The 13279-nt window shown below is 41.7% G+C and carries 11 protein-coding genes; 8 read left to right on the top strand and 3 right to left on the bottom strand.

What is annotated here, in order from left to right:
* Positions 1-135 precede the first annotated feature (135 nt).
* The 6 genes from ABW391_RS10120 to ABW391_RS10095 all read left to right on the top strand — a co-directional run bounded on the left by ABW391_RS10120 (position 136) and on the right by ABW391_RS10095 (position 7383).
* Positions 136-690 carry an RNA polymerase sigma factor gene (locus ABW391_RS10120; protein ID WP_353481739.1) on the top strand — a complete coding sequence of 185 codons (555 nt, stop codon included), beginning with the start codon at positions 136-138 and terminating at the stop codon, positions 688-690.
* Positions 687-1460: a hypothetical protein gene (locus ABW391_RS10115; RefSeq protein ID WP_353481738.1), complete on the top strand. Its 774-nt coding sequence runs from the start codon at positions 687-689 to the stop codon at positions 1458-1460. Before ABW391_RS10120 ends, ABW391_RS10115 begins: the two co-directional genes overlap by 4 nt.
* 138 nt (positions 1461-1598) lie before the next feature.
* Entirely contained in the window at positions 1599-3092 is a 1494-nt protein-coding gene (locus ABW391_RS10110; RefSeq protein WP_353481737.1) for a M48 family metalloprotease, read from the top strand.
* A 267-nt stretch (positions 3093-3359) separates the two neighbouring features.
* Positions 3360-3902 carry a helix-turn-helix domain-containing protein gene (locus ABW391_RS10105; protein WP_353481736.1) on the top strand — a complete coding sequence of 181 codons (543 nt, stop codon included), beginning with the start codon at positions 3360-3362 and terminating at the stop codon, positions 3900-3902.
* Positions 3903-4007: 105 nt separating this feature from the next.
* The gene (locus ABW391_RS10100; protein WP_353481735.1) at positions 4008-6404 is read left to right on the top strand and encodes a T9SS type B sorting domain-containing protein; all 2397 of its coding nucleotides are present in this window, start codon (positions 4008-4010) and stop codon (positions 6402-6404) included.
* Between the two features lie 22 nt (positions 6405-6426).
* Positions 6427-7383, top strand: a complete 957-nt coding sequence (locus ABW391_RS10095; protein ID WP_353481734.1) for a PorP/SprF family type IX secretion system membrane protein — start codon at positions 6427-6429, stop codon at positions 7381-7383.
* 8 nt (positions 7384-7391) lie between these two features.
* Here ABW391_RS10095 and ABW391_RS10090 read toward each other — a convergent pair whose 3' ends face one another.
* The 3 genes from ABW391_RS10090 to ABW391_RS10080 are packed head-to-tail and all read right to left on the bottom strand — an operon-like array spanning position 7392 to position 10779.
* The gene (locus ABW391_RS10090) at positions 7392-8834 is read right to left on the bottom strand and encodes an SUMF1/EgtB/PvdO family nonheme iron enzyme (protein WP_353481733.1); all 1443 of its coding nucleotides are present in this window, start codon (positions 8832-8834) and stop codon (positions 7392-7394) included.
* Complete coding sequence (locus tag ABW391_RS10085) at positions 8831-10066, bottom strand: hypothetical protein (protein WP_353481732.1); 1236 nt, start codon at positions 10064-10066, stop codon at positions 8831-8833. Before ABW391_RS10085 ends, ABW391_RS10090 begins: the two co-directional genes overlap by 4 nt.
* A gap of 5 nt (positions 10067-10071) precedes the next feature.
* Positions 10072-10779, bottom strand: a complete 708-nt coding sequence (locus tag ABW391_RS10080; protein ID WP_353481731.1) for a hypothetical protein — start codon at positions 10777-10779, stop codon at positions 10072-10074.
* A 160-nt stretch (positions 10780-10939) separates the two neighbouring features.
* Here ABW391_RS10080 and ABW391_RS10075 point away from each other — a divergent pair, with 160 nt between their 5' ends.
* Positions 10940-12379, top strand: coding sequence for a hypothetical protein (locus ABW391_RS10075; RefSeq protein WP_353481730.1), 1440 nt, complete (start codon positions 10940-10942; stop codon positions 12377-12379).
* Positions 12380-12409: 30 nt separating this feature from the next.
* Positions 12410-13234 carry a hypothetical protein gene (locus tag ABW391_RS10070; protein WP_353481729.1) on the top strand — a complete coding sequence of 275 codons (825 nt, stop codon included), beginning with the start codon at positions 12410-12412 and terminating at the stop codon, positions 13232-13234.
* The last annotated feature ends 45 nt before the right edge of the window (positions 13235-13279 follow it).

Genomic DNA, 13279 nt, shown 5'->3' with positions numbered 1-13279 from the left:
AGCTGGCATCGTTTTGAAAGCAATACTTGCTCCGAGGATTCAAAAGTTATCCATAGTTTTGTAAAATTCAAAAAAAATCAACGATTTTTGATAACTGCTCTGTGATTAGAGCTATTTACCTGTGGTGTATCACTTATGCAAAAGGAATCCGACATCATTAAAGGGCTGAGGAATGGGGAAAGTTTTGCTTTTGACTGGATTTACCAACATTGCTTTGCCAAAGCAACAGCTTACATTGCACAACACCGGGGCAGCAGTCAGGATGCAGAGGATTTTTTTCAGGAAGCTCTTTTTGTACTGGTTGAAAAACTGCGCAACCCTCATTTCAAATTGACCTCAAGTTGTGCTACCTTTCTGTATGCAGTAGTACGCAATTTGTGGCTGTACCACCAACGCAGTGCTGGTCGAATCATTTCCACAGAGGCGGAACAACTGCTTCGGCTTGCAGAAACCACTGGTGAAGACTTTCGGCATTTGCTCGAAACCGCTCAAGAGCAAGAAAACCAAGCACAACGGGTAATAAATGCAATGAATCAACTAAGCGAAGAATGCCATCAATTGCTGTTGCTGAGTTTTTATGACAACAAAGATGATGACGAAATTGCCCAAATCATGGCCTATTCCCGAAATTTCATTAAGGTCAAGCGCTTTCGGTGTTTGAGTAAGTTAAAAGAAATCATTGGTTTATGACACCACAAGAGTTGGAAACACTCCATGCTTATCAGCGCAATCAATTGGAAGCTTCCGAACGGTTGAATTTGGAAGAAAAATTGCGCAGCGATCCTCATTGGCAGCAACTTTGGGGGGATTTCCAATTGTTGACCATGGGCATTCAGACAACTGGGCAGTTGCGCGTTCGCCAAGAGATACAGTCAGCGGGCACTCGATATATGCTTTTGCACCAAAAAAAACGGCGTACTCTGCGTTGGAGTCTTGGAATTGCCGCTACGTTGGCGCTGGGATTGATCATCGGAGGAAGTATGGTGCAACAGCAGCAGCAAAAACTATTGCGGGTGGAACAAACCTACCACCAGGATACCCGAAAGTTATTGAATCAAGAACTAGATGCCTTGGAAATGCAGGGGTTTGCACGTCAAAACACTTCCGATAGTTTGTTGTTAAAAGGGTTGCTCGCGCTGGAAAACCGCGAACTGGAAGCTGCTGTCGATTTTCTATCCCGCACTACAAATCTCAAGCCCGATGCCGTCGCTCAGTTCTTTTTAGGCAAGGCTTATCAGGAACAGCAAAAAAACAAGTTGGCCATACAAACCTGGATGAAGATGCCAACCAACGCCCCTACCTGGGTAAAACAAGCTACCCGGTATGAGTTGAGCTGTGCTTACGCAAAAAGTTATTGGAAGCAGCAACGCGCCAAGAGAATATGGCGAGAAATTGCTCGGGATGCCACTGATCCTTATCAGGAGTCGGCGCGCCTGATGTTGCAACAATTGGAAAAGTAAAACACCCCTTAAAATTAACCATCAACACCGATGCGCCCAGTTTTATTTTTTATTCTTCTTGCGTTGATGGCTTGCCAGGCAGAGCAGCCTAAAGCAGTTGCGGTCTCTGAAAGGAGTCAAGCAACAACATCACCCACGGTGTCAAATCTACCCAGTACTATTTCTAAGCCATCACCTTTTCTCCAGGCGCTAGTGAATCGATTGTATAGCATAGCCGAAGACCAACGTCGTACCGTACCACAAATTTTGTTGAGCAATGACAGTTCTTCTGTAGCCAGCTGTAAGCCAAGAGAAAATCAGATTATCCTTGAAGTGCAAGCGCTGGAAGTATGTCGGCAATTTGGGGCAGACTCTACAGCTCTGCTTAGTTTTATCATCGGCCATGAAATGGGGCACCTCTTTGCACACCGCAGTACCTCCAAATCCATTCACGCTTTTTTTGGATATTATCGCCAGAGCCATACTCCGCAGGCAGATGAAGGCAATGCCGATTTATACGGGCTTTTTCTTTGCAAATTGGCAGGCTTGGCTCAGGTAAAAAAACACCTGCCTCAGTTTATCGAAAAGCTGTACCGCCGTTATCACTTTGATCCAAACTTACCCGGCTATCCCAGCCAAAAAGAACGACAGGGATACACCAGCTGGATTGGCAGCAAAACCGACTCGTTGTGGCAAGTCTGGGAATCAGGTTTGTTTTTGATGGGCTTGCAGCAATACCCCGTCGCAACTGCTTGCTTTGAGTACATCGCTCAATATTACCAAGGTGCTGAAGTGTGGCACAATTGGGGCACGGCTGCTGCATTGGCGGCTATCCAACTTCGGAATCGACAAGAAGCTACGCCTTACTACCCGCTATTGGCCGCAGGACTCTTTCGGTTGGAGGCATTTCGAGGGCCTTTAAGCCCCGATGAAACGTCTGAACTGAATACTTTGCTCAATACCGCAAAAAGAGCCCTGCAAATGGCGCATTTGCAACGACCAGCTTATTTGTCGAGCACCTTGAATTTATTGATGATCCACTTGCTGAATCATGAATTTGAACCTGCCGAGCAATTGTTGGCCCTCCATTCAAACAAACTCAATGCTGCACAATTGCTTTTTTTTCAGACTTTGATTGCCCTCCATCGTCAACCAAATGGCTCAGAGTACAGCACCAGCTTTGAACAGCTTTCCCACGCTGAGGATCTACACCTTGCTTTTGCCGCCGCCCAAAACTATAAATTGCTGCAAGGTGAAAGATCGAATCTTGCGCCTGAACCTTGTCCTGTCCTTGATTTTTATCCAGATCAACTGAAGCCTGCACTATTGAAAATTCCTACACAACATTTTTTTGCGTTGAATGAACAATATGAACTGGCCTGGAAAACCTTGCCTCATTCAAGCTTGGTAAAATTTCGAACTTTAAACCAATCAACTGAATTGGGCTTGCAAATTGTACACCAACCCTGTCCGACACCGTTTGCCAGTTTTACTGGTGTAGGAGGCAATTGGACCGCAATAAAACAGGCGCACATCCTGACTGATGGCTCAACATATGACTACTGGCATGCGCTCCCTTGTCAACCATCCGTAAAAAGCAATCGACGGCTACAAATTGAAGCATGGGCATTCTTGCTTCCTTTGGGGTGGTAATGGTCAAAAATCACCATAAACGGTGACAAGAAATTCATTGAATGCATAGTAATTTTACTACTGCGTTTTTCAACTCCTTTTTATTGTATAAATATCCCAAAAAAAATCAGTCTATTCTGATAACCCAAACTATTGAAATGCTATCAAGTGTAGGTATTGGCAAATAGCTGAATTTTTCTGTTTCGGATCAATCCGGTCAGATTTACCACATGATTCTTTATTCAACAAGTATTGTACTTCACCGACGGTGATGATACTGGGATATCTATGCGCATATTGATGATTTATGACCAAAACCGCCGATTGGCACCTTATAATACGCTGTTTGAAAGATACAGCGAAAAATATTGGGAGGTATCCATAGACGAATTGCACTACGCAGAGATTTGGCAGGAACGCCAGCCCAATCTTATCGTCGTGATGTTGCCTATAAATGCTCGTGAAAGTCAGCTCATTCAAGCTTTCCAGACTCAAACCAGGTGTGGAGTATTGGCTTGCTGCGATGAACTGGACATTCCTGCATTGGAAACTGCCCTTGACATTGAACCACAAGCTGTACTGGTCCATCCAGTGACTGAACCCCAGTTGATGGCCACTTTGCACTTAATCCGGCTCCGCAGGTCAGTTGTAGTGCTGGATAAGTTGCAGGTACTGAGCAACCGAGAACGGGAAGTGCTGCAATTTGTACTCAAAGGCCTCAGCAGTAAAGAAATCGGCCAGCAACTGTTCGTGTCGATGAATACGGTGAATACGCATAAGCGGCGGATCAAGGAGAAGCTGGGGGTGAGGCGATGGGTGGAGGTGAGGTAGACCGAAGTACGCATATTGTCACTCCAAGACAAGCCTTATATCATGAAATTTGATTGGTAAAATAACATTTCAAAACAAAAATCTACAACCTTTAACCCGGATTAAATGCTAGTTCAATCAAATCTTAGATTAATTATTTTTACTTTCTTCTCATTAGGATTCCTTAACATTAAGGCGCAGCAAGTATTAAATACTACTGGAAATTATTTTCGTTTTGAAAATTACACGTTAAGCTATTCCATTGGAGAAACAGCAGTTCAAACCCTCAAAAGTAGCAATGGAAGTTACCTTACTCAAGGTGTTTTACAACCATTGTCCTCATTGGTTCCATCAAAGCCACTAGTAACTTTACCGCTAAAAAAGGCAGTATGCATAGGTGGAATGACTGAAGTTAGTTTTTCTACCCTCCTATTATTTGGGCAAGACAATGAATTTACAATTGAAGTTTCTGATGAAAAAGGTTCTTTTACAAATCCTATCATAATTGGTAAAGCAAAAGGCACAACCATTCGAAAAGTACCCATTGAAATACCCGCTACTTTAGCTCCTGGAAATTACCTTATGCGGGTTGTTTCTTCCAATGTGAAAGAAATTGGACAAACCACCAATCTATTGGTACGCAAAAGACCATTTGCCAATTTTAGTTTGCCCGTTAATTCGTGTACTGGAGATTCCGTTTTTGCCACTTTTACAGGAAAGGACACGATTAGTAACGCTAATTTCATCTGGAATTTTTCAGACGGATTATTAGTAAAAAGTCAAAAAGCTAAACAACAAGGAAACATATGGTCAATTAATGGTTCAAAAAAAGTGAGCTTGATCATTAGCAATGATGGATGTGAGTCTGAGAAATTTGAGCAATCTATCGAAGTAGATCGAAAATTATCACCAGCATTAATTACTTGTGGGAAACCAAGTGGAAACTCCATCTCTTTCAATTGGTCTCAGGTTGGAGGCGCTACTGATTACAAGGAAAGAGTTATCTCTGGCACTTCTGAAACTGGCGTAAAAAAAGGAAACAGCCTGACATTCTCAAACTTAGCACCGGGAAGCAAAATTAAAATTGAAGTTCAAGCAATGGGCAGCGGAATATGTGGCGTAAGTGTAGATACTCAAACTTGTACTACGATTATTTGTCCTACCTTGACGGCCACTTTAGCCAAAAATCAGATCAATATTTGTGCAGGTGAACCAGCAAGAACTTCACTTACCCTAGGTGGAGGAAATGGCATTTATCGAGTTGTATACACTAGTGATGGCACTAAGCAAGACACATTAAGCGTACGCAGTGAACAGCTATTTGATTTCTTTCCTGAACAAAATACGAACTATACTTTTCTTGCGGTAGGAAATGACGCTTTGCCGGGATGCTATACCTCGCTAAATAAACCAATATTCCAAGTTAAAGTCACTCCGAATAATTATCCGGGTAAGCCCGAGCCTGCATTATCTGTTTGCAGCAATCAGGACACCCCCATTATGCTCGATGACTTGCTAAAAGATGAATCGAGCGGAGGTAAATGGCGTAGTTTCAGTCCAGTAGACAGCAATTCTTTTGACCCGGCCATGCCCTATTTTATCCCAAAAGGAAATAAACCCGGTAAATATTTTTTCATTTACAGAGTGGAAGGAGCAAATCGTTGTAAGGAACGCGAATCAAGTGTAGAGGTGCGCATAGAACAAAAGCAAGGTATCGGAATCAGTACTTACGCAAATTGTCTTAACAATAATGGTAAGTCGATCATTTCTCTTCAAGATGTAGCTCAAAGAGCCAATCCTTTCTATCCACCCAATCAAGTACGCTGGTACAGAGATTCAACATTGAAAAATGAAATAAAGGAGCCGAATGTAACAATAGCTAATAAGTTGGTCATTTACACAAAGATTGGCCAAGGCTTGTGTGCGTCAAATGTTGTATCCGTGATCTTGATGCCAAATGACAGTGCAAAATTACAATTGCCCATTATTCAAGGCACTGAACGTGTAAAATTAGGCGATACCATCCGGCTCTTTACGACCAATAGTTATCCATCCAATAGTTTATTTGTATGGACACTACCCAACCAGATGGATACCTCTGGAGTAGACATTTATCAGTTGAAATTGCTTGCTACGAAAGCTATAGAAGGGCGCGTTACGCTAAAAGTAAGAGCACCACAACAGCCTAAAGTCGCAACTTGCATTTCCGAAGATGCCTGGTTCAAGGTAGAAGTCATTGATGATAGCGAACTGGATTTGAGTGCCAATAAAATTGTGAACATGCAATCCCCTTGGAAAATAGATGGCTTAGATAATTACCCTAATAATAAAATCAAGGTATTCAATCGCTGGGGTGAATTGGTTTATCAGGCGGAAGCCTATCAAAACAATTGGCACGGAGAATGTACAGAAAATTGCTCTTCTTCAGGCATATTACCACATGGAACATATTACTACATCATTGAAAGTGGAAAAACCGGAGATAAAAAAGCGAAGAAAGGTGCACTCTATATAATCGAATAATAAAACCTTAAATCCTAATCACATGCGACTAAAAGTATACTTCATTATAGGAATAATTTCTTTGTTTTCACAAGTAATTCTTGGACAGCAACTTCCATTGTATCAATTCTACAGAGATCATGCGGGTTTAATAAACCCAGCAGGAGTAAGCAGCAATTTTTTGGCTTATAATATGAATATCTCGGGTAGCTTAACAGCAAGAAATCAATGGCTAAAACTCCCTGAGTCTCCCAGAACACAAATTTTATCTTTAGAATACATCGATGATGACCAGTTTAATTTTTCAAGTGGATTACATTTAGTCAATGACCAGGTTGGTGCCATTGGGCAAACCGGGATCTACGGAAATATAGCCTATCGAATACCGATTCAGAATGACCATATTCTTGCTGGTGGAATCAGCTTGGGTGGCATACAATACCGACTGAATTTGGGTGAACTTTTAAGTGGATCAGACAATACCAACATCATCAGTACCGCAAATCTAAATCCCCAGCAGTTTTACTACGATGTTGGTCTAGGATTAATGTTTTGTACAGATCCCACGGATGACGAGCGGATATTTTATATTGGAGCATCCATCCCACAAATGTTTAGCCTGAATAAAGCATTTAAGACTCCATCAAATACATATGAAGTAATCAAAGAACCTCATTATTATACCAATGTGGGTTACTACCATTTCTTCAACAAGAAAGACTTCAATTTCATAGAATTTAATCTTTTGGGCAGATACCTTCCCGATAGCCCCATTGGCATTGACGCCAATATCCGATACCAATTTAATAAGGCGCTTTGGTTGGGATTAGGTAGTGGAACATCAAAATCCATAAAGTTTGAAGCTGGTACTATGATCGAAACCACAAGCGGCAATATTTTGCGCTTAAGTTTGGGGTACAATCAGTTTGTATCTAAACTCAACTCTTATTTTGGGCAAACTTTTGATATTGGTATTTCTTATGCTTTCTACCAGAATTAAAAAATGATTTATTCCGCGTTGCGAACCAATCTGAATCCGACCGTTGGGTAGCCAAAATTAGGAAGCTTGGAATCACGGGCATGTAGCCGTATACCGAATTTATCACTATTCCAACTTCCACCTCGAATTACTTTAGCTCTACCTGATGATGGGCCAATGGGATTTTTAGGACCTGAATTCTTATAAAAATCATGATCGTAATTGTCCCAACACCATTCTGCCACATTACCTCTTAAATTGAAAACACCAAAATTATTTTCGCTTCCTTCGGAAACAGCCCAAGTAGGGCTTTGTCTTTTTGCTTTCGTTTTAAAATTCACCTCTTTGGGTGTTTGATAAATTGCTTCACCTTGCTCAATGCTTCCAGTTTTTGCCAAATATTCCCATTCTGCTTCAGTTGGCAGCCGATATCCATTTTTATTAGTGTCGAGTTTAACGATACCATTTTCGCCAATGTCATAAACGGGTTTCAGTAATTCTTGATCACTTCTCCAATTGCAATAATCTATGGCATTGAACCAGGATACATTGATTACCGGTTTATTCCCGCTGCCCCAACCCTGATCATTTGGCTTTTTTTTCTGTTTGCTATTGCAGTACTTATAATATTCTTCAAAACTGATTTCATATGGCATGACATAGAAAGGTTTCACTTTAACTTCATGTTCATAGCGTGCATTATCTGCTCCATTTTTATCCCCCATAACAAAGGCTCCTCCAGGAATAGAGCGCATTCCACTAACGTCAGATTCAAGCATATAATAGCCTGGTTTAGACTCATTTATTAATGTTTTAAGCCTGGAAATTTGGATTGCGGTTCCATTTTTCTGGGATTTCTGTGTATCTGTACTCAAAATCATACCTGCAATCCCATTGCTCCCAATTAATGGTGCGCCAGAAGTTCCTCCCAGTAATTCATCTATGAGAAAGTATATTTCATGACGAGTTTGGCTTATCGTCTCAACTTTTCCTTCTACTAGTGGAGAAGTCCAACTTTTATCCTTTCCTAAATAAGTTACAGCAAAGTTTTTTTGCATATCTTGACTCATCACACTATATCGAGTCCAATTCTGTTGCTTGTTTCCAAAAGGAGCAGAGAGCATTGCCAAATCGGCAAGTCCATTCCAATCATATTTGTATACTCCAGAAACAGATGTTTCATTTTCAAAGTATACCCTTATATCCGTGGGTCTGACTTCTATGTCTTCGTCGTCCTTTCCTTGTAAATTATGAAGTGCTGTTACGATATAAAAACTATCCTTCGCTCCAATAATAAAACCAAATCCATCAATTTTATCATTTGGAAAAGTTGCTTCAATCCTCACAACGTTTCCTTTCAAGGATTTTGCTTTGTAGGTAGCTACTTGTTGAGCAAATGTGGCATTAGGTGTACCCAATAGCTTCAGTAAAACAACAATCAATATTGACTTCAGTAGTACATTTGACTTCATAAAAGTCTTCTTTTTTGAGTTAACAACATTTTTTTGAACGCATAAAAAATCCCCATCAATGCCGCACCTGTGATGATAGCATAATACAACATGGCATTAATTCGCAAATGCTCCAAAAGTGTTGGCATCATTGACTTGACGTCCCCATTCTGAATTTGCACAATTTTCCCTACCTGACCAGTCAATTCAATTTCAAGATATTGGTCAAGCTGATTGAAGTGAATTTTTCCCTGTCGCAAATTCGACAACAAAATGGGTGCACCACTGGCCAAGTTAATCGGCCTTGCCCTGCCTATTTGTAAGGTACCTTCCTGGATTGTCGAAACATTTAAATTATTCTCAAGCCTGAAAAGAAATACAGAATCTACCTCCATCGTAGGGAGTTTCAATCCGCCTTTTCGTGCAGGCATCAGGCTGAACTCAGGATTTTCCTCAGAATCAAACATAAAAAAATCGCCAAGCGGATTTACTCCTAACTTTTGCTCAATCCCTAAGTCAGGCGAACTTAACTGACTGTTTTTCAAAAAGAGTCCTCCCTTGATGGCTCCATTGTTTAACTTAAGTTGAAGCTCATCACCATCCATCAACAGAATAATTTCATGTTTTGGTAAAAATGAAATCGAATCAATCCGAATTCGTCCTTTGGAAAAAAACAGGGATAAAGGGCCATCACCATTGCTATACAAGGATGTAGAAAAAGAAGAAAAATTTGCGAGATGGTATGCTTCAAAGCGCCTCAACCAAAGGTCAACTCCGTTGCCAGGAATCCAGGACTGAGTTGCGCGCAAACCCAGTTGACTTACTTTGGCTTTTAAGGTGAATTGGGTATTGGTCAATCTGACCTGAGCCAAATAAAACAATACACTTAAAAAACAAATTGCTATAAAAACCACCATCAATCGAATAATTGTGATTTTGTTTAGCCTTGCTTTTTGAATCTTCTGTGAGGACAGCTGAGGTTTGCCCGGATCCAGATTAAGTTGATTAACCAGATTCAACAGGCCCATTTTTATTTTATTCAATTCTACTCTGAGCTCTTTTGCCTCCGCCAACTCTAACTGATGTTGCTGTACATACTGATTGTACCTTGAACTCAATAAAATAATTTGCTGCTCCAGATCGAAGTTCTTTTCTTCAATCGCTTTGTACTTTAGAATTGGAATCAAAGTATCCAAGTCATTTTCTTCAAGCAACCGAAGTATTTCCGCGCGGGTAGGTACAATGGGATTCATTTTAGTCAGATTCTTACTTTTATATTCAAGAATAAGGGATTCGGGCTACTTTCTTCTACTGCTCTAATCACTATAGACTGAAATCCAACCAAATCAGCAGGAATACGAATGTAAACAGGAGTATAAGCTTTGAAAGAATTACCATTGACAGGACGGTATTTTTCGCCTGTTTTATCAATTTTCCATGCAACCTGAGCAAGTCTGGTCGTTGACACAATTTTCAGAATGATTGTTTTGGCGGGCTCAGATAGTGCTGTTTTTTTTCCTTGGATATTGACCGGATAGTACACCTTGTCTTTGCCTTCTTGCTTGAAGGCAAGTATGCCAATGTTGCGCGCTAATTTGCTCTGGTCATTTTGATAAAGCACATCACTTACTGGCCATTCCAAAGAATTCCCCTTCAATTCAACATCCATGCGATAATATAAATCATTAGGAATGCCAATCGCCTGGAGTTTCAAATCTTCTGCCGGAGCTTTCACCTCGATTACCTCGGATGGATCTGCCTCAAAGCGCACTTCTCCTAATGTAAAACTCACAATTCTGATTCGATGTGCAGCAATCTTGGGTGAAAAGAAACCCTCGCAGCGATTTCCTCTTGGTCGATATGCTAACTTTTGATCCGCAGATGGCATAACGGAAGGATCACACTGAGCAATCAAGCCCATTTTAATAAAAATAAAAACTAGAAATACGATAACTGCCCTAAACATAACCTGACAATATTTACAACATCTGAAGTTACACAATTTTTCCCGTACAGATGTTTAAATCAAAGGTATTAATTATTTAAATATTTTCCTCTTTTAAGTTTTGTATATTGAAATTATGGTCGTATTTTCAAGACGTTATTCTAATATTTAAAATCCCTAAATGAAAAAGCTACAATCTTTAATTTTCGCAGTTTTCACTTGCATTGTATTGTTCGCCCAATCCCCCCCATCCATCAATTACCAAGCGATTGCCTGGAATCTTGATGGCACGCCCAAAGCGCTGAAAACCATCAATGTAGAATTCAAAATTCATACCTTGAAATCAGATGGGGCAGTCGAGTTTTCGGAAAAATTTCTTACCTCTACCAACGATCAAGGATTGTTCACCTTGGCGATAGGCAGTACGAAGCTTTCTGAATTCCAAAACGTCGATTGGGGAAAAGGCCCCAAGTACCTGGAAGTAATAGTAGACAATTTGTCAGTCGGAACTACCCAAATCCTTAGTGTCCCCTACGCCCTTTACGCCGAAAAAACCAACCTCAAAGCAGGCCCGGGCATCAGTGTCAGCGGAAACACCATTACCAATACGGGAGATCGAGATACTACCAATGAAATTCAGCGGCTTAGCTTAAGTGGCACTCAACTGACTTTGAGTAAAAATGGAGGTACCGTCACTCTTCCTGCTTCGGGCGGTAGTGGCTCTACTTATAGTGCAGGTACTGGGATTTCCATCAGCCCCACCAACGTCATTAGTACTGACCTGAAAGCAGGGGAAGGCATCTCCATAGTCGGAAATACCATCAGCAATACCAACACGGGTGGTGGTGGAACAGGCACGACTTATACTGCGGGGACTGGGATCAGTATAACAGGCAATACCATCAGCAACAGTGGAGATGGAGATGCCGACAAAACCAATGAAATTCAAGAGCTTACACTTAACAGCAACAACAATGTACTAACCCTGAGTAAAGGAGGAGGCAGTGTCACCTTACCGACTGGCTCAGGTGGTGGTGGCACAACCTATACAGCGGGTTCTGGTATCAACATCACGGGCAATACCATCAGCGCAAATGAGCAGCAGGCGTTGAGCCTGGTGGGCAGCAAATTGACCTTAAGCCCCAATGGAGGAAGTGTGGATTTACCCTCTATTGATAAACAGATATTGAATTATGCGGATGGGGTGTTGAGCATTAGTAATGGGAATTCAGTGTCATTACCCGGTGTTGACTATCTAACCGTAAATGCCACAGGCGCTCATTTTGGAGCTTCTGTAGCTTCCGCAACTTCCTTTTTTGAGGTTGAAAAAATTGATAGATTAATTGTCCCTAACTCAGGCATATACATGGTGTTTTTTAGTGCTTGGATAATAGGGCTGGATCCGGCAAAAAGTGAGGCCACGCTCCGAGTGGCCACTGCGGACAAAGCTGGTACCCTTCTGCATGTAGTTACTGGAGGTCAGTCAAGGGGTAACGGAGTGGGTGTTTGGGTAGCTCAATTGGATAAAGGAGAGCAATTACGCATGACTTGTAATGTATCAGGGGTAGGTAGTAGTTTTCGCATTGATGAACACTGGATGGCCTTAGTTCGCATCCGTTAACCTATCTCCAATCCATCAAAACCTAATGCGATGAAAAAGCTAATATCCTTAATCTTCACCCTTTTTACCGCTATTGTATTGTTTGCCCAGTCCCCCCAATCCATCAACTACCAAGCTATTGCCTGGAATCTTGATGGCACGCCCAAAGCGCTGAAAACCATCAACGTAGAATTCAAAATTCACACCTTGAAATCAGATGGCGCGATTGAGTTTTCGGAAAAGTTTCTTACCTCTACCAATGATCAAGGATTGTTCACCTTGGCGATAGGCAGTACGAAGCTTTCGGAATTCCAAAACGTCGATTGGGCAAAAGGCCCCAAGTACCTAGAAGTAGTAGTAGACAATTTGTCAGTTGGAACTACTCAAATCCTCAGTGTACCCTACGCCCTCTACGCCGAAAAAACCAACCTCAAAGCAGGCCACGGTATCGGTGTTAGTGGAAGCACCATTACCAATACGGGAGATCGAGACACCACCAATGAAATTCAACGGCTTAGCTTAAGTGGCACACAACTGACTTTGAGTAAAAATGGAGGCACGGTTGTTCTTCCTGCTTCCGGCGGGAGTGGTACTACCTATAGTGCAGGTACGGGTATTTCCATTAGCCCCACCAACGTCATTAGTACTGACCTGAAAGCAGGGGAAGGCATCTCCATTGTTGGAAATACCATTAGCAATTCCAGCACGGGTGGCGGTGGAACTGGCACGACCTATACTGCCGGTACCGGCATCAAAATCAGCGGTAATACGATTTCAAATGCGGGCGATGGCGATACCAGTACCATAAATGAAATCCAGCAACTCAGCATTAACGGAAGTCAGCTAAGCCTAAGCCGGGGTGGAGGGACAGGGTAAACGCATTAAAATTTGAAGACTAGAGGAGAAGGATTAGTTTTGAGA

This window comes from Haliscomenobacter sp., assembly GCF_040403615.1.
Lineage (GTDB): Bacteria > Bacteroidota > Bacteroidia > Chitinophagales > Saprospiraceae > Haliscomenobacter.
The sequence above is the reverse complement of the archived record's forward strand: the minus strand, read 5'-3'. Positions and strand labels throughout refer to the sequence as shown.